This is a genomic window from Paraglaciecola sp. (assembly GCF_051252315.1).
In the GTDB taxonomy this organism is placed as follows: domain Bacteria; phylum Pseudomonadota; class Gammaproteobacteria; order Enterobacterales; family Alteromonadaceae; genus Paraglaciecola.
The window spans coordinates 1-21,707 of sequence record NZ_JBPOFP010000026.1 but is presented as its reverse complement, the minus strand read 5'-3'; the positions used below and the strand labels follow the sequence as shown (position 1 = coordinate 21,707).

21 protein-coding genes are annotated in these 21,707 nt (G+C 37.9%); 18 read left to right on the top strand and 3 right to left on the bottom strand.

Translation table 11 applies throughout. The features are described 5' to 3' along the window. Window position 1: 1 nt before the first annotated feature. From ACSHXM_RS07195 to ACSHXM_RS07180, 4 genes are read left to right on the top strand one after another with little or no spacing between them, the layout of a single operon-like run. Window positions 2–493, top strand: a complete 492-nt coding sequence (locus tag ACSHXM_RS07195; protein WP_435688072.1) for a TlpA disulfide reductase family protein — start codon at window positions 2–4, stop codon at window positions 491–493. Continuing rightward, entirely contained in the window at window positions 490–699 is a 210-nt protein-coding gene (locus ACSHXM_RS07190; protein ID WP_435688071.1) for a DUF4266 domain-containing protein, read from the top strand. The genes ACSHXM_RS07195 and ACSHXM_RS07190 overlap by 4 nt, the downstream gene beginning before the upstream one ends. 41 nt (window positions 700–740) lie before the next feature. Further along, on the top strand, window positions 741–1,916 hold the full coding sequence (locus ACSHXM_RS07185; protein WP_435688070.1) for a DUF3570 domain-containing protein: 1,176 nt from the start codon (window positions 741–743) through the stop codon (window positions 1,914–1,916). A 31-nt stretch (window positions 1,917–1,947) separates the two neighbouring features. Further along, window positions 1,948–2,817 (top strand): FAD:protein FMN transferase, encoded by an 870-nt coding sequence (locus ACSHXM_RS07180; RefSeq protein ID WP_435688069.1) that lies wholly within the window; start codon window positions 1,948–1,950, stop codon window positions 2,815–2,817. A gap of 114 nt (window positions 2,818–2,931) precedes the next feature. Here ACSHXM_RS07180 and galE read toward each other — a convergent pair whose 3' ends face one another. The 3 genes from galE to ACSHXM_RS07165 all read right to left on the bottom strand — a co-directional run bounded on the left by galE (window position 2,932) and on the right by ACSHXM_RS07165 (window position 5,895). Beyond that, a complete protein-coding gene (gene galE, locus ACSHXM_RS07175) occupies window positions 2,932–3,945 on the bottom strand; it encodes a UDP-glucose 4-epimerase GalE (protein ID WP_435688068.1) in 1,014 nt (337 codons plus the stop codon). Between the two features lie 3 nt (window positions 3,946–3,948). Beyond that, window positions 3,949–4,248 carry a DUF6170 family protein gene (locus tag ACSHXM_RS07170; RefSeq protein WP_435688067.1) on the bottom strand — a complete coding sequence of 100 codons (300 nt, stop codon included), beginning with the start codon at window positions 4,246–4,248 and terminating at the stop codon, window positions 3,949–3,951. 150 nt (window positions 4,249–4,398) lie between these two features. Next, complete coding sequence (locus tag ACSHXM_RS07165; protein WP_435688066.1) at window positions 4,399–5,895, bottom strand: peptide MFS transporter; 1,497 nt, start codon at window positions 5,893–5,895, stop codon at window positions 4,399–4,401. Window positions 5,896–6,205: 310 nt separating this feature from the next. Here ACSHXM_RS07165 and ACSHXM_RS07160 point away from each other — a divergent pair, with 310 nt between their 5' ends. The 14 genes from ACSHXM_RS07160 to ACSHXM_RS07095 all read left to right on the top strand — a co-directional run bounded on the left by ACSHXM_RS07160 (window position 6,206) and on the right by ACSHXM_RS07095 (window position 21,691). Continuing rightward, window positions 6,206–8,932: an SLBB domain-containing protein gene (locus ACSHXM_RS07160; RefSeq protein ID WP_435688065.1), complete on the top strand. Its 2,727-nt coding sequence runs from the start codon at window positions 6,206–6,208 to the stop codon at window positions 8,930–8,932. Window positions 8,933–8,973: 41 nt separating this feature from the next. Continuing rightward, window positions 8,974–9,387, top strand: a complete 414-nt coding sequence (gspG, locus tag ACSHXM_RS07155) for a type II secretion system major pseudopilin GspG (RefSeq protein ID WP_435688064.1) — start codon at window positions 8,974–8,976, stop codon at window positions 9,385–9,387. Beyond that, window positions 9,387–11,036, top strand: coding sequence for a GspE/PulE family protein (locus ACSHXM_RS07150; protein WP_435688063.1), 1,650 nt, complete (start codon window positions 9,387–9,389; stop codon window positions 11,034–11,036). The genes gspG and ACSHXM_RS07150 overlap by 1 nt, the downstream gene beginning before the upstream one ends. Next, a complete protein-coding gene (locus ACSHXM_RS07145; RefSeq protein ID WP_435688062.1) occupies window positions 11,036–12,238 on the top strand; it encodes a type II secretion system F family protein in 1,203 nt (400 codons plus the stop codon). Before ACSHXM_RS07150 ends, ACSHXM_RS07145 begins: the two co-directional genes overlap by 1 nt. A 6-nt stretch (window positions 12,239–12,244) precedes the next feature. After that, window positions 12,245–12,670 carry a prepilin-type N-terminal cleavage/methylation domain-containing protein gene (locus ACSHXM_RS07140; protein ID WP_435688061.1) on the top strand — a complete coding sequence of 142 codons (426 nt, stop codon included), beginning with the start codon at window positions 12,245–12,247 and terminating at the stop codon, window positions 12,668–12,670. Continuing rightward, entirely contained in the window at window positions 12,657–13,103 is a 447-nt protein-coding gene (locus ACSHXM_RS07135) for a prepilin-type N-terminal cleavage/methylation domain-containing protein (RefSeq protein ID WP_435688060.1), read from the top strand. Before ACSHXM_RS07140 ends, ACSHXM_RS07135 begins: the two co-directional genes overlap by 14 nt. After that, a complete protein-coding gene (locus ACSHXM_RS07130) occupies window positions 13,100–13,783 on the top strand; it encodes a PilW family protein (protein WP_435688059.1) in 684 nt (227 codons plus the stop codon). Before ACSHXM_RS07135 ends, ACSHXM_RS07130 begins: the two co-directional genes overlap by 4 nt. A gap of 4 nt (window positions 13,784–13,787) precedes the next feature. After that, on the top strand, window positions 13,788–14,660 hold the full coding sequence (locus tag ACSHXM_RS07125; RefSeq protein ID WP_435688058.1) for a general secretion pathway protein GspK: 873 nt from the start codon (window positions 13,788–13,790) through the stop codon (window positions 14,658–14,660). Window position 14,661: 1 nt separating this feature from the next. Next, on the top strand, window positions 14,662–15,771 hold the full coding sequence (locus ACSHXM_RS07120; protein WP_435688057.1) for a hypothetical protein: 1,110 nt from the start codon (window positions 14,662–14,664) through the stop codon (window positions 15,769–15,771). A 98-nt stretch (window positions 15,772–15,869) separates the two neighbouring features. Further along, a complete protein-coding gene (locus ACSHXM_RS07115) occupies window positions 15,870–16,343 on the top strand; it encodes a hypothetical protein (protein ID WP_435688056.1) in 474 nt (157 codons plus the stop codon). Beyond that, window positions 16,343–16,891 carry a hypothetical protein gene (locus ACSHXM_RS07110; protein WP_435688055.1) on the top strand — a complete coding sequence of 183 codons (549 nt, stop codon included), beginning with the start codon at window positions 16,343–16,345 and terminating at the stop codon, window positions 16,889–16,891. The genes ACSHXM_RS07115 and ACSHXM_RS07110 overlap by 1 nt, the downstream gene beginning before the upstream one ends. A gap of 27 nt (window positions 16,892–16,918) precedes the next feature. Then, window positions 16,919–18,949, top strand: a complete 2,031-nt coding sequence (locus ACSHXM_RS07105; protein ID WP_435688054.1) for a secretin N-terminal domain-containing protein — start codon at window positions 16,919–16,921, stop codon at window positions 18,947–18,949. A 324-nt stretch (window positions 18,950–19,273) separates the two neighbouring features. Further along, window positions 19,274–20,620 carry a hypothetical protein gene (locus ACSHXM_RS07100; protein WP_435688053.1) on the top strand — a complete coding sequence of 449 codons (1,347 nt, stop codon included), beginning with the start codon at window positions 19,274–19,276 and terminating at the stop codon, window positions 20,618–20,620. Window positions 20,621–20,812: 192 nt separating this feature from the next. Next, window positions 20,813–21,691: a glycosyltransferase family 2 protein gene (locus tag ACSHXM_RS07095; RefSeq protein WP_435688052.1), complete on the top strand. Its 879-nt coding sequence runs from the start codon at window positions 20,813–20,815 to the stop codon at window positions 21,689–21,691. Window positions 21,692–21,707 lie beyond the last annotated feature (16 nt).

The window sequence follows — 21,707 nt, the reverse complement described above, 5'->3', positions numbered from 1 at the left end:
GATGAATAAATTACGTGTTCTAATGATGGTTAGTTGTTTAATCTCATTGCAAGTACTCGCTTTAGATAAGGGGGAAGTTGTTCCCCAACTTTCTCTATTAGATTGGAATAATCAATCTGTGGAACTATCTGATTACCAGGGAAAATTGTTATATATCGATTTTTGGGCATCTTGGTGTATCCCGTGTAAGAAGTCTTTTCCTTTTATGAATGAATTGCAGGCTAAGTATCCTGCAGATAAATTCCAAGTTTTGGCTATTAATATGGATGAAAATAGACAAGATGCGCAAGAGTTTTTAAAAAAATACCCCGCTAATTTTGCAGTATTACAGGGTAATAGTGAATTAGCTAAAGCTTTCGGAATTACCGGTTTACCCATGGCTTTTATTGTTGATGAAAATGGAAAGTTAGTGGTTAAACATTCGGGATTTAATCAAAGTAAAGCCAGTAAAAAAATTAAACAAATTGAATATCTATTGGAAAAGAAACAATGAAAAAAGTTGTAATCTTGGTAATTAGCTTCATTTTAAGCGGGTGTGTGTCGACAGTTGAACCTTGGGAAAGAGGTCGTTTAACGAAAAACGAAATGCAATTAGAGCCAGACCCAATGCAGTCTGCGTTTAACCGGCATGTTTATTTTAGTAAGGAAGCCTCAAGTGGTGGAACGAGTACCGCCGGCGGTGGTTGTGGTTGTAATTAAAAATTGTTTAGTCGTTCAAAGTACACAATGGATGTTTAGTCATGAGTAGTAAAAATAATGTATTAGCCATGTTAGGTGTTGCTGCGGGTAACTTAGTGGCCACTCAAGCCAGTGCTATTGAGGTAGCCGATAAATTTCAATTCGGCTTACGTCATCATAATTATGAAGAACAAGGTCTACCAGAGTCATTAGGTGGTTCGACCGATAGATATGATATCAATGTTAACCAGTTTTCAATTGTTTCTCCGTTATCAGAAAAGTTCGATATTGCGCTAACTTATCAGCATGAAAAAATGTCAGGCGCGTCCCCTTGGTACACCATTATGGGGGCAGACGAAAAACCGGTGCAAATAATGAGTGGTGCTTCTATCGAAGATAAACGTACCGATGCCTCTGCTAAAGTGCGTTATGTTATGGGCGCCAGTAGTTATGGATTAACAGCTGCTGTGTCTGATGAAGATGATTATAAATCTCAAAGCTTTGCGCTGGAGTATGTACGTGAAAGTGCTGACAAATTATCAACTTATTCTTTTTCAGCTGATGTCTCTAACGATGATATAAATCCAGTAGATGCAGATATTTATACTACTCGACCCAATACCGAACAATCAAAACGGTCAACATCTGCTTTGATTTCTTACAGTCATATTTTGAATAAAAATACCTTATTACAAGTAGGTGCAGGGGTCAGTAAAAAAAGCGGATTTTTGTCAGACCCTTATAAAATGGTTATTGCTGATCTAGCATTAGTGGCAGATTCTCGACCCAGCAAGCGAATTGCTAAAACATTATCGTCGAGATTACGTTATTTCGTAGATGCGGCAGATTCAGCCATTCATTTTGATTATCGTTATTACGATGATACTTGGGATATTCAATCCCATACGTTGTCGTTTGCTTGGTATCAAAACCTACCAATGAATTTCCAGTTGGTGCCTTCTGTTAGGTTGTATTCTCAATCTGAAAGTTATTTCTATGATGTGTTTTATACGGATACACGAGCCGATGGTTTTTATTCCACTGACTATCGGTTATCTGAATACGGTGCTACCACCTATGGACTTAAAGTGATTAAAGCCTTTGAAAACTGGTCAATAACCTTAAGTGCAGATAAATATAGCAGTGGAGGTAGTACTGGTTTTGCAAGTGAGACATTGGAAAATCCAGCATTATTAGATTTTAAATTAGTCTCCTTGGGATTTGACCTTTATTTCTAAATTGTCACTTTTCCAATACGAATTCAAGGCAATGGGCAGTCCCTGTGCTTTGAGTTTGTATTGTGAATCAAAACTCCAATTTGAAGATTGGGTTGAAAAATGCCTATATCAAATTGAGCGCCTAGAAAACACCTACTCTCGGTTTAAACCAGATAGCTTATTGTCAAAGTTTAATGCTGCAGCTGGCTCTGATGCGACTTTCTCTTTAGACGATGAGTGTTGGCAACTGCTTAACTATGCTGATACCGCTCATAAAATTAGTGATGGCTTATTTGACATAACGTCAGGAGTTTTACGAAAGGTTTGGGACTTTAAAAGTAAACAAGCTCCTCCTATAGAACAATTAGAGTCTATTCTGGCACTCGTTGGTTGGGACAAAATTTGTTTACAACAACAGTTATTCAGATTACCCAAATCAGACATGCAATTAGATCTTGGCGGAATAGTTAAAGAGTACGCCGCTGATTTGGTTGCTAATACTGTTCGTGACTTAGGTGGAAAGTCTGGACTTGTTGATATGGCAGGTGACATTGCCATAGTTGGCCCTCATCCAGATAACTCACCTTGGCATATAGCCATATCAAATCCAGCTAACCCTAAACAGGCCATTGCCACTATCCCTTTAATGAGTGGCGGACTGGCAAGTAGCGGTGATTATGAACGATTTATTGAAATAGATGGTGAACGTTATAGTCATATACTTAACCCAAAAACAGGCATGCCTGTAAAAGGTTTAGCTGGCGTTAGTGTGTGGGCTCCTCAATGTGTTATCGCCGGTACATTAGCGACGGTGGCAATGTTAAAAGGGGAGGTGCCAGGGCAGAAATGGCTTAAACAAGTTGGCTGTAATTACCTGACGATAGATTCGAAAGGTGAACTCAGTTTAGGTGAGAGTCATTGATTAAATTTAACTGGTTTACTTTGGGTTGTGGTATTTGGTTGATTAGATACATAAAAAAGCCCTGACTCAATCAGGGCATTTTATTATCGTTGCTTTGACTTGCACAAATTGAGATTAATAACCTTCTGGGTTTGATGCCTGCCAGTTCCAAGAGTCTCTGCACATTTCTGGTAGTCCTCGAGTGGCCTCCCAATCTAATGCATCTTTAGCCGTTTTGGGATCGGCATAACATGAAGCCACATCGCCACTTCTGCGCTCAACAAATTGATAAGGTATGGCTTTACCACTTTGTTTTTCAAACTCTTTTACCATGTCTAATACACTGTAACCCTGACCTGTGCCAAGGTTATAAGTTACGATGCCAACACCGGTTTTTAACTTGTCTAACGCTTTTAAATGCCCGGTAGCTAAGTCTTCAACATGAATATAATCACGGACACCTGTACCGTCTGGTGTGTCGTAATCATTGCCGTAGATAGAGAGTTGTTCTCTTTTTCCAGTGGCGACTTGAGTGATAAATGGCATCAGGTTATTTGGGATGCCATTTGGATCTTCACCAATTTTTCCTGAAGGATGAGCCCCTGCTGGGTTGAAATATCTTAATAAGGCAATATTCCAATCATTGTCAGATTTGTATAAATCACGCAATACTAGCTCAACCATTAATTTGGACATGCCATATGGATTAGTCGGTTGACCTGTTGGCATATCTTCTCTAAGTGGTAATTCAACTGGATCACCGTATACGGTAGCAGAAGAACTAAATACTAAATTTTTAACGCCAAATTTTTTCATGGCTTCACATAAGGTTAAGGTGCCATAAACATTGTTGTTGTAATAATTTAGCGGTTTCTCAACAGATTCACCTACCGCTTTAAGGCCTGCGAAATGGATAACAGAATCTATTTTATGCTTAGAGAACAACAATTCTAAGATAGTGTGGTCTCTAATGTCACCTTGAACAAATATGGTTTTTTTACCGGTGAGTTCTTCTACTCTATTTAGAGACTCTTGAGATGAGTTGCATAAGTTATCAAGCACTATCACTTGGTTACCGGCTTCTAATAATTGTAAAACGGTATGACTACCTATGTAACCGGCACCACCTGTTACTAGAATTGTTGGCATGTATTAGTCTCCTTGTGTGTGTATATGAGGAATGTATTTTACGCATAAACCAAGATGAACTGGTTTGATGATCAATGGAAAAAGTAAAGTAATCAATAAAGCCCAGATTATTGCCAGCCAATTTGTAGAAATTTGGATAATAAACACAAAAATTGGAATGACAAGTATGAGTTTTAACACGTTAAGTAGTAATTTCTCTGGGCCGGTCAATTTTCGTTGTGCCACTTGAATAGCCGCTAACCGTTCTGTTAAAGGTAGCGCTGCTAATTGCGGAATATGTTTGGTCGAAAAATATATATTCATCTTCAGATAAAGCCTATATCCAAGTGTTGGTTAGTTTGAAGGTGGCAATAAAAACGGCCAGTGAAACGTGTTGTTTTGCTGGCCGTATATTTTAGCATGTCTTTACTAAATCATGCTCAGTAAATAATGAACTTTTGATTACATTGATTGTTATGACTCAGCTAACTTTTCCCATTTTTTGGTTTTCAGCGTTAAGATGGCAATGACCACACCAATTGCGATACTCACTAAGCAAATTTGCATAAATAGCTCAGGCATTTGATCAAGATTGTTTGGATCAAAGTTACCAGCTAATAAACCTGCGACCACATTGCCAATTGAGTACGTTAAAACAAATACCCCCATCATCTGCCCGGCAAATCGTTTAGGTGAAAGCTTGCTCACAGCACTTAAAGCAACAGGACTAAGGCATAACTCGCCGACTGTGTGTAAGAAGTAAGTCGCTACCAACCAATATGGTGCGACTTTCATTCCCGCGGCTGCATATTGTGCTGCAAAAAACATAACCAAGAAGCCTAATGCCATGATAATTAAACCGATAGCACATTTAATACCGTAAGAAGGTGTAATCATTTTCTTTGCTAGGTTGATCCACAATGCGGCAATAAATGGCGCTAATATAATTATGAAAGCAGAGTTAGAAAGTTGAAACCAAATAGTAGGAATTTCAAAAGACCCTATCAGTCGATTGGTATAATCTTGTGCAAATAAATTAAGCGAAGAACCTGCTTGTTCGAAGCCAGCCCAAAAACATGCAGAAGCCACACAGACTAAAAACAATGCGCTTAAGCTACGTTTTTCGTTTCCATTCAAATTCCCTAAGAAAAATACTCCAGCAAAATAAAGTATAAAAATAGAGGTAATAATAACTGCGGCATATTCAGCTGTAGCAACAGGATTTAAGGTCAAGTTCCCTGTCATTATGAGCGTTATAATAATAGCTAGGCCAACTAAAAACGCACTGATTATACTCCAACTGATACGTATCATTTTAGGTGTGCTTTTTACTGTTGGTTCTGCTCCTGCGTCCCCCAGTTTATAGATAGTTCTGCGGTATTGAATGAGACCTAACGCCATACCAAATGCAGCAAGTCCAAATGCCCAATGCCATAAACCTTGTTCTTTTAGTGGCCCCACAGTTAAATAGGCTAAGAAAGAACCTATGTTGATTCCCATGTAATAAAGCGTATAACCAGCGTCTCGTCTTTTATCGTCTTTACTATAAAGTTGCCCAACCATGGCTCCTATGTTCGGTTTAAGTAAACCAGTCCCTAACACAACTAATACTAATCCAATAAAAAATGTAGAGTCATTCGGAATTGCTAAAACCAAGTGGCCGGCGAAAATGATAAGTCCACCGTACCAAACCGTTTTTTGGCAACCTAATAAACGGTCTGCAATCCATCCACCTGGTAATCCCATCAAATAAACTGAACCAGTATACAAACCGTATATTGCTGATGCAGAGGCGACAGTAATGAATAACCCCCCTTCTTGAATACTTGCAGTCATAAACAAGACTAGAAGTGCCCGCATTCCGTAATAACTGAACCTTTCCCACATTTCTGTAAAAAAGAGGGTAGACAGTCCTTTGGGATGCCCGAAAAATCCAGTGTCTAAATCATTAGATGTTGATTCTGTTGTCATTAAAACAGCCTTTTTTATTTTTTATATTGATAACAATTGAAGCTGGTAATTAAAATTCACCTCCCTGTAAGGTGAATTCCGTTATTACTACCGAGTCTTTCTTATAAACGTTTTGTTTATACTAGAGTCGCGGCAACAACTCAAGAAAGCGGTGATTTAAGTTAATGAGGAATAAAAGGTAAATAATTAAAAAATCTTGTTACGAATAAGTGACCTTAGGCATTTCACTCAGCAAACAAATAAGCTATTCTAACGCGGTTTTTGGGCGATCTTTTTGTCATGCTAAGACTTTGAATTTTATGGAAACTACATGTCTCGACTTTGTTTGAAATTAACTCTCTTTATTATCTTATGCAGTTTGGTATTAGGTTCTAATCTTCATGCCCAAACCGCTCAACAGATTCAGCAGTTTAAGAACTTACCTAAAGCTCAGCAAGAGCAACTGGAAAAACAACTCAGAAATGGGATACCAAGCTTCTCTAATGGCTCGTCGAACGACTTGGGAGACAATAATCAACAAGATATTACGTACCCTCGTGGCACACATTTTGATAAATATGGAAATCCTATCAATGTTTACAATGAAGGTTCCGATAAACCCGATGGTAATGAAACCAAAGATGAATTGAGTTTATATGGCTTGGAACTTTTTGCTAACGCTCCCAGTACCTTTACACCTCCGTTAAGTATTCCAGTACCGGCTAATTATATTTTAGGCCCTGGAGATACTTTGCATGTGCAGTTATATGGTAAGCAAAACGATAAATATGAGTTAGCTATTGGTCGTGATGGCAACATTGTCATTCCTAAACTTGGACCTATTAATATCGCCACTAAAAGCTTCTCTGAAGCAAAAGCTTTTTTAACTGAACAAATTAATCAGCAAATTATTGGTGTGAAAGTAAGTCTATCTATGGGAGAGCTGCGTACCATAAGAGTCTTTGTTACTGGAGAAGCGCATAAGCCTGGGTCATACAATGTGAGTTCACTATCAACAATTACACATGCTTTATTTGTCAGTGGTGGCGTCAGTGATATTGCATCATTACGGAATATTCAGTTAAAACGTTCAGGTAAACTGATACAAACTTTAGATTTATATGATTTGTTATTAAAGGGTGACACTTCTGATGATGCGCTTTTGCAATCAGGTGACGCAATATTTATCCCTTCCGTTGTCAAAACGGTCAGTATTGACGGGCAGGTTAGGCGCCCAGCTATTTATGAGTTGAAATCGGAAGAATCAATTAAAGATGTTTTGAACTTAGCCGGTGGTACTTTGGCTGATGGTTTTGTAAAAGCGATAGGTTTACGTCGTTTTGATGATGGTCAGCAAATACAGCTCACTGTAAATGCTGAAGATAAGGTCGCTACCGTGAAAGATGGCGATTTAATTCACGTTCCAAAAATTTCGCCATTTGTTTCTGACTCTGTCACTTTAATCGGTGCTGTTGCAAGACCCGGCCGGTATCAATGGCGCCAGAAAATGTTTGTTTCTGAATTGTTAGGGAATGTAGGCTCTGATTTATTAGAAGAAACTGATTTGACGTATGTTTTAGTATTGCGTCAAATTAATGCAAACCGGGACATTGAAGTTCTTCAAGTTGATTTAACAGAAATAGCCTTAAAGCAAAACGACCTCGCTTTAAAACCTAATGACAAAATAGTGGTGTTTTCTAAAATTGAAACAAATAGTTTAACTGATATTAAGTTAAGTGATTTTGCATTTGAGGAGCAAAAACTTAAAGAAAATGAAAAGGAGCGTTGGCACCAAAGAGTTCAAGAGCAACTATTTTGGGAGAAAGTTGGGGTTTACGATGATTCACTAAAATCTTCTAGAGTTTCTAGTCTAGATGGTGAGTCTGAACAAGACATGTCATTGATAGAATTAACGACCAAAGAGCGTAAACACATGCTCGAATTTAAAGAGGCGACATACTTCTCCCGTAAACGATTGTTAACACCCATTATTCAAAAACTTCAAGAGCAGGCTAAGTATGGTAATCCCTTGCAGCTAGTTGAAGTGGTTGGTGAAGTAAAAGTCCCGGGTGTTTATCCATTGACAAAAAATGGTTCTATTAAGGGGTTAATTAAAGCGGCAGGTGGACTGACGGAGTCGTCATACTTAGCTCGTTCAGAAATTACTCGAACTAGTGTTAGTGAATCAGGTGTTGCAGATGTTGTGCATTTAGACTTTAGTCCATCGGCTATTTTGGAGGATGATAAAGAAAGTTCTATTCGCTTAAAAAGTAAAGATAGAATTAATATTTTAGAAATACCTTCATGGCAAGAAGAACTTAAAGTAACCGTGAAGGGGGAAGTAGAGTTTCCTGGTGAATACACGATTAAGCGTGGTGAAAAACTATCTGGCTTGTTGAAAAGAGTGGGCTTGTTAACTACATATGGTGATCCTGACGCGACTATATTCACTCGAGAGAGCCTTAAAGAGCAGGAACGTCGAAACTTATTAAATATGGCTGAAGAGTTAAGAAAACAAATAGCCTCAGAAAGTTTACGTAAAAGTTCTAATGCCGGCGCTATGGTAAGTTATGACGAAGCAAAAAAGTTATTACGTGACTTAACGAGCGTGGAAGCTATTGGGCGAATGGTCATTGATTTAAAAAGCTTATTGGCTGGGCAGGAGAATTCTGATGTGATGTTGGAAGATGGTGATGCTATTTACGTTCCTACTAAGAGTCAATCTGTAAACGTTATTGGTGAAGTCTATGTGCCTACTTCTCATTTGTTTGACGAAACATTCAGCTTCGAAGATTATATCAATCGAAGTGGTGGATTAAGAGCATTGGCTGACGAGGAAAGAGTTTATATTGTTAGAGCAAATGGCTCGGTAGAAATCCCTGGAAACAATGCGAGTTTTTGGTTTGATAGTGAGAGCGATACTTTAACTATTAAACCTGGAGATACAATCGTTGTTCCGTTTGATTCTGACAATGTAGACAATATGACACTGTGGGCCTCTGCAACTCAGGTGGTTTATCAGTTAGCTGTTGCTGTTGCCGCAATTGGTAGTTTATAAAAGAAACTCATATACACAATTTAAAGAGAGAATTTATTTAAATGAGATTTAACACTAAATCACAACAAAAAGGCTTTTCCCTAATTGAGCTAATTATAGTTATTACAATTATGGGATTACTGGTTTCACTCGTCGCACCGAAAATGTTTTCTAAAGTCAGTTCAACGCAGCGTAAAACTGCCTCGGCGCAAATGCAAATGTTCAGTACGGCTTTAGACACTTACAGACTAGATTTAGGTGTTTACCCTGCTTCTTTAGATGAACTGCGTAGTAGTGATAAGCCTCGTTGGGATGGACCATATTTACCTAAATCAGTGCCTTTAGATCCGTGGGACAATCCTTATTCTTATAAAACACCAGGAGAGGAGGGGCAAGATTATTATTTGGCCTCTTTAGGAGCCGACGGTAAACTCGGCGGTGAAGAAGATAACGCTGATATAGTTTACACATTCTAATGCAGTTGAATGATTTGTTAGTACAAAAATTTCATGTAGATCTAAATGATTTAGGAAAAGCTGAAGAATATCAGAAACGTTATGGTGGGCGTATAGAGCAAGTATTGGTGAACATGGGGAGTTTACCAGATGACCGTCTTCCAGAACTCTACTCAGAATATTTGAATTTGGCACGTTTGGATGTGACAGATTGGATTGAGTCCCCTTTAGTCGATCTCGACAAAGAGCTCATAAACACTATTTTGAGTCAAGGGTGGGTACCTTTATCTAATGTAAATGATGAATTGGTATTGGCTTGTAAAGACCCTTTAGCGCTTGAACTCAATGAGTTTATTAGTTGCTTACCTAAAGAAGCCTCAGTTGTTGTTGGCCTAGAATCTGAAATTGTTAGTTTAGCCGCCCGTTACAATAATGAAAATGGCGTGGATGAGCTCATAGATTTTTCTGACGAAGAAGACAAATTAAGAGAAATGGCTACTGAAGCCCCAACCGTTAATTTATTAAATTCTTTGATTTCTCGTGCTTTAAGACAAGGCGCATCTGATATGCACCTTGAGCCTTTTGAAAATCGTTATCGAGCAAGATATAGAGTGGACGGCGTTTTGCACGAAGCTGAAGTGTTATCGCCTCGTATGCAATTACCCATAGTGACACGTTTAAAAATACTCTCAGGTATGGATATCGCCGAGCGTAGACGACCGCAAGATGGAAAAATTGAAATGCGTATCGCCAATCAAGAGTTGGATATCCGTGTGTCTTCTTTGCCTTTAAATGAAGGTGAATCTATGGTGTTGCGCTTTTTACGCAAAGACAGTGTTAGATATGATATGTCGGTATTAGGATTGTCTAATGATATCCATCAATTAATATTAGAAGACCTAAAGAGAACGTCTGGAGTGGTATTACTGACAGGTCCAACGGGATCGGGGAAAACTACAACCCTATATACATTTTTAAACGCGTTAAATAGTGACAATGTCAAAATTATTACGCTCGAAGACCCGGTTGAATATCAAATGGATGGCATTAATCAGGTACAGATTAATAGCGATATTGGATTTACTTTTTCAAACGGTTTAAGAAGTGTAGTTCGACAAGATCCTGACATCATTATGTTGGGGGAAATACGCGATAATGAAACCGCTCAAATAGCGCTACAATCAGCCTTAACAGGGCACTTAGTTTTTTCGACAGTACATACCAATGATGCAGCAGGTGCCTATACTCGTTTATTAGACTTAGGTGTTGAAGAGTTTTTGTTAAATGCCGCATTAGTGTCCGTGGTTGCTCAAAGGTTAGCCCGTAAAAATTGTCAACACTGTATTCAACCACATCCAGAAGCGTCGAAAATTATTGAAGAATATCAATTACAGGGTTTTGCTGATCGTTTTGGTATCGCTGAAATAAACCTAGTACAAGGCCAAGGATGTGATAATTGTGCAGACTCTGGTTATAAAGGACGTTTAGCAATAACAGAATATTTACGATGTGATGATACTATTAAAGCTATGCCTAAAAATGCTGACTTTATTAATCATGCTAAAGCTCATAATGCCAGTTTAAAAAGGCGAACTTTACTGGAAGATGGGTTACTAAAAGCCGTGTTAGGCGAAACAACCATAGATGAAGTGATTAGAGTAGCAGGGTAATGCCATTATATAGATATCGCGCGTATGATCACGCAGGCGCTAAGTTAGAAGGTCAGCTAGAAGCCAAAGAGCAATCAGAGGCTATCGCTAGACTTAAAAATCAGGGGTTGTTTACAGCTGACATCTTCGAAGTGAAAACAGCTAATCAAAATAGTCTGTTTGCCAATCGAAAAATAACATTGTCTGATATTGAGTTTCTTACTGCAGAGTTAAGCTTACTATTAGCGTCAGGTGTTCGGATTGATAAAGGATTAGACATCATAGCCAAAACCAAGGCAAAACCTGCATTAGCGCAACTGATTGCCAAACTGAGTTTATCATTAAAAAAAGGCAGCAGCCTAGCTGAAGCAGTGGGAGAGCACAGTAATATATTCGAACCGTTATACTGTAATCTAATCCAGTTAGGAGAAGCGTCTGGAAATTTACCTGCAGTGTTTGATGAGTTAGCTAAAGACCTTAAGTTCCGACAAGATTTACAACGTAAAATCATTAGTTCATTAACGTACCCTATCGTTATTTTATTGGTGTGTGTGGCCAGTATCTTTTTTATTTTTAATTTTATAATTCCACAGATGTCCTCCTTGTTTACCGACCTTGAAGCGGTACCTTGGTATACCAAAATGATGATCCAAACCAGTAATTGGATGACTGAATATCAAGGGGGACTTTTTTTAGGGGGGGCGAGCTCAATCGGCTTGGGTATTTATGCTTTTAAACAAACAAAAGTGAAAATATGGTGGTCTGAAACAGTCGTAAAATTACCTGTTCTAAAAGGCGTTGTGGCTCTGACGGAACGAATTCGCTTTTGTAGTAGCATTGCTATGATGCTCAAATCAGGATTACGAGTGGATAATGCTATTGCTTTAGCAGTGGGGAATATTAAAAATTACGTTATTCGTCGAGAAATCGACATAGCGAAGAAAAAAATAAAACAAGGTGATGGGTTAACATTAGCTTTGAGCCAAAGTGTGCTGTTCCCAGATTTTTTCGTTTCATTACTCGATATAGGCGAACAATCCGGAAATCTTGAAAAAGTATTTGACGAAATTACCAACCGTTCGCGCCAGGAATTTGAAACTTGGACACAAAAAGTGACTACCTTAATCGAACCACTTTTGATTTTGTTCATGGGGGCATTTGTGGGCGGAGTAGTGGTAATTATGTTAATGAGCATGATTTCTGTTAACGATGTTAGTTTTTAATATTTAATGAAAACAGCGATAGCTAACCTACGAGGTTTCACTTTAATCGAATTGATGGTAGTTATGGCTATTATTGCAATTTTGATGAGTCTGGTCGGTCCCTTAGTTGTGAATAGTTTACAAAAATCCCAAGCGAAAGTTGAAGTGATGACTATTAAACGCTGGTCTAAAAACATTAGTATTCGCGCATTTATGACACAACAAGTTTTATTATTGGAGTTGAATGGAAAATCGGCAAAACTCATTAATGAGCAAAATGTAGTCATCAAATCTGTTGATTTCGAATATTTATATTTTCAACCACAGAGTATAGAGTTTAATTCGAACGGTTATGCGTTGCAGGGCTCTTTGCAGTATCAATTAAAAGAGAATAGATTTGAATTTTCTCTCGAACAAGGCTCTAACAGTATGAGTCAATATGTTTCTCGCTAAATCTAAATGCCTACAGAGAGGCTTCACTTTAATGGAAGTTTTAATTGCTGGTTTGATTTTATTTATGGCTATTTCCACTACCACTCTGATATATCGCAGTGCAATGATGTCTAGTCTTAAAGCAGAGAAAGTTATCACTATTAATGGTTTTGTCCCTTTCGCCGTTGAGGATATTGAAATACAAATACGTGAGGCAATGAACCCTCAAAAGCTTGCTTTTGAAGGTGAAGGAGAGCTTTTAGACATCACATATACTTGGCAAGCTAATCAATTATTAGCTAAAGGCGCTACCCCTCGTTTGGGTTTTGGTACTAATGAACTGATAATACAGCCTCCTCGTTATAAATTATGGAGGGTTAATCTAACTATGACCTATTCAGGCATGAGTAGGCAGTTTAGTTACACTGAATTTAGTTTTCAGGAACTACAATGAAGCTACAACGAGGTTTTACATTAATAGAATTGATGATTGCTAGCATGATTTTGATAGTCGTGATGTTAGTGGGCACTTATAGTTACAGCTTGTTTTCTGATAAATGGGATAAACAACTCGGTAACGTAGAGCAAGCCGTCAATCGGGTAAAAGACTTATCTTTGCTTAATTCGTTATTGGATGGAGTAGTTCCTTTGGCCTTATTCAATGGCCAGAAGGGCAATGGATTTTACTTCCACGGTGAACAACAGACATTAACCGCTGTTAGTTTGAATGGATTATTTGTACAAGACGCTCCAGTCGTTTTTAGTTTATCTATGCAGCAGATTAATGGAAAAAATGTACTGTTATATCAAGAAACTTCTACAACTAATTCATTGTTGCTCAAAGCTGACGATGTGGTCGAATTTACTCATAGTAAGACACTATTGCCTGGCCTAATTAGTGCTGAATTTACATATTATGGTTGGCCTAGTTGGGAATCGAAGAGAACGTTTAATTTCACTAAAGACTTAGCTGCGTTTAAACTTGGCTGGTTCGACAGTTACGAAGGGATTATAACGGGTCTTCATCCTGAAAAGCTAAGCTTAGCTCTAAACTTTGAAAACGGTAGTTTACATTTAAATAGTCAATACCTCCTAAACAGTGAGTTGCTGTTAAGTGAGCCTGAAGGTGCTTAGTAATATGAGTACTAATAAAGGTATTGCATTGTTGCAAGTATTGTTAATAACAGGTGTTATTTCTATTCTAGCTTTATTTTTCGTTAGTAGTGCTCAAAAGCAAGTCGCAATTGCCCATATGTCTAATGACCGAGTGGAAGCACAGCTTGCGATGAAATCTGCTGAAAGTGAGTTGCTTTTGGCATTGCTAACGGAGTTCCGTGAGTTGGATGTATCGAGTTCATCGAAAGTAAAACAACTATGGAATTTTCATAACGTAGAATTTTCAATGGAAAGCGAGGTTATAGCCCAAATACAAGATCAAGCTGGATTAATTAGTTTACAGTCACTTAATCAGGATTTATTGAGAAAAATATTTAGAGAAAATGGTCTTAATCAAAATGTTGTGCCAAATTTGGTGGATGGTTTGTTAGATTGGCAGGATGCTGATAAACTTCAGCGTTTAAATGGGGCTGAGAGTGGCGACTATATTGTTGGCCCTCGCAATGGCGCTATCACATTGAAAAATGAAATATACAACATAAAAGGCGTGCCGCCTGAAGTTTGGCATGCTTTAGAATCAAGCTTTACTTTATATCGTCGTAGCTCGTTTAACCCCATGTCTGCCACGCCACAAATTTTGAAGGGGTTATTAGGTGAAGACAAAACAACTGAATATATTAAGTTGCGTAATACTTCTACTATAAGCCCAGCTAGTTTCGGTATGATGAGTGGTTTGTCAGAGGAGGAGGGGCAGATCTTCTCTCCCGGGGACGTGATGCAAATAACTCTACGAGTTAAACGTGGTGAAGTGAATTTAAAACGCAAAGTTATGGTTAATCTTATGTCTCATGCCGAAAAGGAAAACAGTCCAGTCGAATTCTTGGAAATACAATAAAATGCCTAAACTGCTTGATAAAATTAAACGGTACGTACTTACAAAAGTTTCAATTGGCTACTTTGATGGTGAATTAAAAAAGATAGTTTTAAAGCGTAGTGATGTCACTGTAGAGTCAATCGATCTTGATAAAGGGCAATTTAAACCTTTGGTACTCATTGTTTCAAGAGATTTTTATCAAGAAAAGGTGCGTAGTTATCCGCTAGTTAATAAGAAAGAGCTCAATAAATTACTCGCTTTGGATAAACATAATAACAACACTTGTTTTTCCATTAACGATATTGAAGATAACCAAAGTTGGGTGAATAAATGGCAATTTGATGCTGATATCCCCAAAGCTAACCTTCTATTACCTGAATCTGTGGTGTTGAGTCATGTTTTTGCTAACTCGGGCGAATTAGAACTTGTAGATAAGTTTGGTAGAAGTAAGCTATTTATTGTAAATAATCTAAAAGGGGTGTATTCGGCTAGACCTACTTCTGTAATTTCAAACCGTGCTTTGTTTCGTCACTCCTGTGGTGTAGGAGAGAGTAATAACCTAAAAACTTTAGAATTCAGTGATGTAGCGAAACACTTAGTTAACGGCTTAATGAACCTCTCTATACCCAAATGGTTAATATTCAATAATTTGAGTAACGAACAAACTAATATTGCAATTCTTTTTAGGCCTATTTTGATTGGGTTGGGAGTTGGGCTGAGTTATTTGATGTTGACTAGCGCGTACCTTGGTTATCGCCATTGGCAGTTGACGGACCAAATCGCTAATACCAGTGGTGATTTGCAACAGGCGTTAACACTGCAAAATAAAAATGATAGCCTGCTGAGTAATATACTGAATTATCAGGCTGTATCTAGTGAATTTAATTATTCGTCTGATATCTGGGGTCTTATGTTGCCTTTATTTAAAAAAGCTAGAATTTCACGAATACAGTTGGAAAATGGTCGTTATATCCTGCGAGGTGAGGCGAAGCAAGCTACGGAGGTTTTGTCTACGATAGCTAACTATAAAGGGGTTAGTGATGCAAAGTTTGATTTACCTGTTTCAAAAACTCGTTCAGAAGAGCGTTTTGTGGTGAGTTTCGTCATGCAAAATACGTTGTCAGTGCAATGATGGATATATTAAAAAAGCAACCCACACTTGTCGGATTTCTAGGCGTTTTATTAACGGTTAAATTTTTCGTGGTACCCATCTTAATTTGGCAAAACGACATGTTGACGCAAATACAAATGCTTGAGAAGAAAAAGCGTAAGTCTTTGGGCGCAATAGCACAAAGGCAGGATAATCAAAAACAGCTTCCAGCATTAACTAAAGACCTTCAATCATTTGAAAAACTATTTTTTTTACCAGGCAATGAAGCCAAATTTAAACTAGAGCAGCAACGCCGTTTTGAGTCACTAATAAAAAAACATAACCTAACAGTCTCTAACATAGGTTGGACAGCTTCCGGAGTATTAGTTAATTCAACGGTTCTTAAACATACGATACAAGTTAGTTTTCAAGGAGATTTAACCTCGCTCCCTGCGTTTATTATTGACGTTGAAAATTTACAGGAATGGATTGAAGTAAATGATTTTTCTGTGTCTTTAAAGTCACAAAGAAAACTCAAACTCGGACAGTTTACTGGCAAATATAGGTTTAACTTGTACCAATTTCCTGATTTAAAAAGCATGGTGGAAGGTTAATGATTAGCGTAAAGTTACTTATCTATGCTGTTTGTGCATTGCTGATTGTAAGTGATCTTGACGATAGATTTTTAGTTGACCAAAAAATAAAACAATCAACTCGGGTTGATGTTAACCTCGCGGGGAAATTGCCCGTTAGGTTGCCTGAAAAGCAAAAAATACTTTTGTTAGACGAATACCACAAATTGTCTACTGAGTCATTAGTGGAAGATTCTAGCCGCGCTGAAGGCAACGACACTATGTCTCTTGAACAGCAAAAGTTGCAACAAGGAAGTTTGGAACAATTGTTTGCTGGAGATAAAATAATTAGTCTTAATGCCTTAATTAATCATGCTCCTAAACCTTTATATGCTTTACTTTCAATACAGAATACTAGTACTGGAAATTCTGAACTTAAAAAACTCCATATTGGGCAAACACTTTTTGGGTATGTTGTTAATGATTTGAGCTTAAAAGCATTAACCTTAAAAAGTATTGAGCAACCTGATCGTATCGTAACCTTGACTATATATAATACTAACCTAAAGGATCAGATTCCTACTGATTAAAATCAGTAACGAGTATTTAAAAATTTTATGCAAAAACTATCAAACTTATTAAGCACCACTATCATCTTAATTGTTGCAGGTAGCTGCAGCTCAATGCAAGAACATCAATATCAATTAGAACGTTCTTATTTGAAGCAGGCGGAGGGAACAACTGAATCGAAAGTAGAGGGGGCAGCAAAGCAAACCCTTAAAGTAAACGATAGTTTTAAAGTGCTACCTCAGATGTCAATACGTGAAACAGCACCCAAAATCACATCAGGATTTTCTAGCCAGTTTAGCGCTGACGAATACGTAGAAATTGTGTCTAATGATTTATCCTTAGAGGATTTTTTGCATTATGTGTTTGGGGAGATACTCACACTTAATTATATTGTTGGAGACAGTGCAAAAAATGCCAGCCAAACTGTTACGCTTAATATTCAACAGAAGATTAGCAAACAAAAATTATTTGCTTTAACTCAAGAGTTGTTAGCTGAAAAAGGTTTTATGATACGCCAAAGTGAAGGTGTGTTTTATGTAAACAATGAGGAGTCTTCTCAAGGTCGAACAGCCATGTCATTCGGGTATGGTAGAGGTGCTGAATCAGTGCCCAACACCAGCGCTGAAATTATGCAAATGGTGCCTTTTAAGTATGGACTTCGTAGTAACTTAAATTTAATCTTGCCAAGCATTGCATCGGTGAAAGTAATACCAGATAGAGAACAAAATAGTGCCATGTTATTAGGCAGGCGAGACGAGATATTAAAAGCACTTGAGTTTATTGACTTGGTTGACGCCCCAGCCTATCGCACTCAGAAAATTTCTTCATTTAAGTCGACATTTGTACCAGCAAAAGAATTGGCGATACAACTTAAAGAGTTACTTAAAAATGATGGTTATGTTGGCGGTTTATCGTCTGTGGTTTTAGATAATCAGGCTAGTTTGGTGCTGTTTTCTAGTGATGGGGATTTAATGTCGCGAGCCAAGTTTTGGTTGGAGCAGTTAGATGTGCCTGCGGATACGGAAGAAAAGCAATATTTTGTTTTTCAACCTAAATATGCGAGGGCTACTGATTTAACTGAAAGTTTAGCGCCTTTATTGGGGAGTGTAACTAACGGTAGTATGTTAGGGCAAGGTCGTAATAATTCTAACGCTAGAGATAGTGAAAGGAGCGATTCGACAAATGTGAAAATGGCGGGTAACGAAAAGGTCTCCATTGTAGTGGATGAACGTTCCAATTCGTTAATTGTGAATGCCAGTGGTAAAGATTATCGCTCATTGTTGCCCTTGATTGAAAGGTTAGATGTATTGCCCAAACAAGTCATGTTAGAAGTGATGATTGCGGAAGTAACCTTAACCGATCAGTTCAAACAAGGGGTAGAATTCTTTCTTACAGAAAATAACTTTACGTTAGGAGATCTAGGTAGCTTAGGACAAGGCGCTATTGGCGGTTTGAGTTATGTGTTAACTGGTAGTCGCCGATTCGATGTTAAGGCAAGTTTGTCGCAAAAAAATACACTGGTTAATATTATATCTCGGCCATCTCTATTAGTACGTGATGGTGTAACGGCCAGTATGAAAGTAGGGACCTCTATTCCCATTAGCTCTAGTATTGTAACGGATATTGGCACAACCAGTTCAGTGCAATACAGAAGGACAGGTCTATCACTTAGTGTTACACCGACAGTTAATAGCCGAGGTGTCGTTATCATGGAAATAGAACAAGAGGTGAGTAACGCCTTAGATCTAGAGGACGGTGTGTCCAGTGCAGGCGCGCCGTCTATTTTTGATCGAAGTATGAAAACCGAAGTGGTTGCTAACTCTGGGCAAACGATTGTGCTGGGTGGGTTAATTAGTGAGAATAGGTCAGATACCCTTAATGAAGTGCCTGGTTTAGGTGGTATACCTTTATTAGGTAACTTGTTTAAAGGCAAAGATAACAGAAAAGACAAAACTGAATTAGTAGTAATGGTGACACCGCGGATTATAGAGTCTTCAGCGCAGTGGAATGACATTAAAACCTCCATGGCTGAGCAACTAGAGCAAATTCAGTTGTCAGAAAATGTTAATAAACCATAAAGGGTATCTATAAGTGTTAGTTCTAACATTCTTTAGGTATGTAATTTCTGTCTATATAGACGAAAGTTATACGTTTTACCAAGTAATTGTGCTTTTAATCAGCAATTACTTGAAAATTAACATAAACTTTTGTTTGTTTAGGGGAATTTGTTTGTTGACAAGTGAACTTGCCCTTGGCTACACTAACCCCAGTTCGAACTACACAGGTGACGGCTTGTGATAATGCGTAAGAACTATAATAATTTGAATTCGTGAACATTACTGTTCACATTACACAATAATGTTCAGAATTTCATGTTTCATGAAACTTGGAGAATGGAAAAAATGTTTAAAAAAACTTTAGTAGCTTTAGCTTTAACTGGCTTGGCTGGTGCAGCGAGTGCATCAACGATTATAACATCGAAAATTACTTACTCAGAAGAAGGTATTGCTAATACAAAGACCTTTGACTTGGATACGGATACAACTACAGTGTCAACTGTTAGTTCAACTGCAGGTTCTGTTATTGTTGCTGTAGGTATTGATAATGGCTACGCTATTGGTGATCAAATTACTTTCACTTTCCCGAATAACGTTTTCGATATTTCAACTAGTGCAACGTTAGCGATTGACTCTGTTGGTACTGCTAGTACAATTACTGTGGGTACTCCTCAGTACTCAAATGGTAATAGCGTATCTTTTACTATCTCAGCTGTAGGTTCTGGTGCATCAGCAGTAGCACTGACTGGTCTAGCAACTGAATTTATTTTAGGTGGAATCATTCTTGAAGATGATGGTTTATCTGACGGTGACGATGTAGATGTTGATTACTCTGTAATTTCTTCAGTAAATAATGGCGCATACGAAGAGAAGTCTGGAACAATTGCAGAAGTTAAAGAAGAACTTTCTGTTAAAGTAACAACTGCATTGAACGGTATTATCAATGTATCAGAAGATCGTGAAGAGTTTACTGTTGCTGATTCAACTGTTGAGCAAGATACATTAGTGATTACACCTGCTGTTGCTGGTTACACATTGCCTGCAACACCGAGCAAAGTTGTGTACACAGTAAACGGTGATTTCTCATTCGTAGATACTGATAGTGACGGTGATGCTGATCTAGCTGTTGCAATTACTGGTGGTACGTCAATTAGCGGTGCAGATTTTGCTGATGACTTCCAGTCATACGAGTTTACTGATACTACTGCTGCTCCTGCTGCAGTCACAGTTGAATTTACAGCTGCTGATGAAACTGTTATTCCAACAGGTTCATTTACAGTAGATGCTGAAGTTGCTTATGCTCCTGATACTGGTTCAGCAACGTCTAAGAGTTTTGACGGTATATCTGCTGGTGAATGGAAACTAGATGGTACTGAGAGTGAGATTAACTTCTTGCCATTGGATAACAATAAGTTTGCATTGTTAGTTAGTGTTGCCAATACAGGTTCTGTTGACGGTGAAATCACTATTGATATTATCACTGAAGGCATGACATATTCTAAAGCAATCGACACAGTTGCAACTGCTAAATCTGTGACTAATATCGGTCCTGATATTGCTGCGTTTGCTGCTGAAGAAGGTTTAACTGGTTTTGCTCATGTTAACGTGGTAGTTAATTCGCCAAGTGCTGATATTGAAACTAAAGCGTTCTACTTATCACGTAGTGATAAAGATCGTGCCGTAGTTAAATAATTATTAGTTACTAATAATTATTTATTAAACGCGAGCTTAGGCTCGCGTTTTTATTTTCAAAATGTCAAAAACAATGATATTTTCTCTGTTGTAAGAATTCTAATTTCCTCGTCTTAATATTTAACGTAGAATACCTACCGTTACTTTTATCGAATACACCCCCTGTTTGAAATATTTTATTAAGAGTTAAATGTGATACTAATCAGTATAGTTGTGCCCTATTTTAATCGCTTTAACTGCTTACCCGACTTGATTAAATCTGTGTTAGAGCAAACCCATTCTTGCTGGGAGCTCATTTTAGTAGACGATTGCTCAAAAGATTCTGAAAAAGCCAAAACTTATATTGAGCAGCTTAATAACCTTCAAATACACTATATTCGACATCAGGTTAATTTGAATGGTGCACAGGCTCGCAATACAGGTATAGATCATGCGCAGGGGCAATATGTTGCGTTTTTAGATTCAGACGATACTTGGAAGCCAAATAAATTAGCAACACAGCTTGCACAACTTGAATCTTTGGTAGACCCCGACAACACTATTTTGTATGGGGCTTTAGAAAAACAATACCCGAATACCCCTACTAAAAACTTAGTCTTGCCAGAACGCGGTAAATATTGTCAGGAATCGGTGAGTGATTATTTATTTCTACATAATGGGTTAATGCAAACCTCAACTTTTTTTCTATCCGTTGAATTAGCAAGGAAGATTAAATTTAATCCAGAATTGGTGCGACACCAAGATTATGATTTTGTTTTGAGAGCTGAAGCATATGGGGCGAAATTTGAATTTACTCAAGATGTATTATGTTTTTGGGTATGTTTACCAGGTGAGGAAAATATTACACGTAAAGGCAGCCATTTAGCCTTTTCGATACAGTGGTATGAGCAATATAAACAATATATGACTAAAACTGGTTGTAGTGGTTATTTAACGAAACAAATGTTTTATATTGCAGTGAAAAGTAAAGAGGTCAGCCAATACTATCGTTATATTTATCGTAGCTTAGGGGGGCTTAAAAGCCTTAAAGTTATTTGGGGCAATATTAAATTTGTAGTGAATAGGCGTTAGTATGAAAGTCCTACAG

Coding starts and splice junctions, on each gene's coding strand:
- galE (WP_435688068.1), bottom strand. CDS start 3,945: ATGCCAACAATTCTAGTAACAGGTGGTGCCGGTTACATAGGTAGTCAT.
- ACSHXM_RS07105 (WP_435688054.1), top strand. CDS start 16,919: ATGCAAAAACTATCAAACTTATTAAGCACCACTATCATCTTAATTGTT.
- ACSHXM_RS07140 (WP_435688061.1), top strand. CDS start 12,245: ATGAAAACAGCGATAGCTAACCTACGAGGTTTCACTTTAATCGAATTG.
- ACSHXM_RS07180 (WP_435688069.1), top strand. CDS start 1,948: ATGGGCAGTCCCTGTGCTTTGAGTTTGTATTGTGAATCAAAACTCCAA.
- ACSHXM_RS07130 (WP_435688059.1), top strand. CDS start 13,100: ATGAAGCTACAACGAGGTTTTACATTAATAGAATTGATGATTGCTAGC.
- ACSHXM_RS07165 (WP_435688066.1), bottom strand. CDS start 5,895: ATGACAACAGAATCAACATCTAATGATTTAGACACTGGATTTTTCGGG.
- ACSHXM_RS07110 (WP_435688055.1), top strand. CDS start 16,343: ATGATTAGCGTAAAGTTACTTATCTATGCTGTTTGTGCATTGCTGATT.
- ACSHXM_RS07170 (WP_435688067.1), bottom strand. CDS start 4,248: ATGAATATATATTTTTCGACCAAACATATTCCGCAATTAGCAGCGCTA.
- ACSHXM_RS07100 (WP_435688053.1), top strand. CDS start 19,274: ATGTTTAAAAAAACTTTAGTAGCTTTAGCTTTAACTGGCTTGGCTGGT.
- ACSHXM_RS07185 (WP_435688070.1), top strand. CDS start 741: ATGAGTAGTAAAAATAATGTATTAGCCATGTTAGGTGTTGCTGCGGGT.
- ACSHXM_RS07145 (WP_435688062.1), top strand. CDS start 11,036: ATGCCATTATATAGATATCGCGCGTATGATCACGCAGGCGCTAAGTTA.
- ACSHXM_RS07190 (WP_435688071.1), top strand. CDS start 490: ATGAAAAAAGTTGTAATCTTGGTAATTAGCTTCATTTTAAGCGGGTGT.
- ACSHXM_RS07135 (WP_435688060.1), top strand. CDS start 12,657: ATGTTTCTCGCTAAATCTAAATGCCTACAGAGAGGCTTCACTTTAATG.
- gspG (WP_435688064.1), top strand. CDS start 8,974: ATGAGATTTAACACTAAATCACAACAAAAAGGCTTTTCCCTAATTGAG.
- ACSHXM_RS07160 (WP_435688065.1), top strand. CDS start 6,206: ATGTCTCGACTTTGTTTGAAATTAACTCTCTTTATTATCTTATGCAGT.
- ACSHXM_RS07120 (WP_435688057.1), top strand. CDS start 14,662: ATGCCTAAACTGCTTGATAAAATTAAACGGTACGTACTTACAAAAGTT.
- ACSHXM_RS07125 (WP_435688058.1), top strand. CDS start 13,788: ATGAGTACTAATAAAGGTATTGCATTGTTGCAAGTATTGTTAATAACA.
- ACSHXM_RS07115 (WP_435688056.1), top strand. CDS start 15,870: ATGTTGACGCAAATACAAATGCTTGAGAAGAAAAAGCGTAAGTCTTTG.
- ACSHXM_RS07195 (WP_435688072.1), top strand. CDS start 2: ATGAATAAATTACGTGTTCTAATGATGGTTAGTTGTTTAATCTCATTG.
- ACSHXM_RS07150 (WP_435688063.1), top strand. CDS start 9,387: ATGCAGTTGAATGATTTGTTAGTACAAAAATTTCATGTAGATCTAAAT.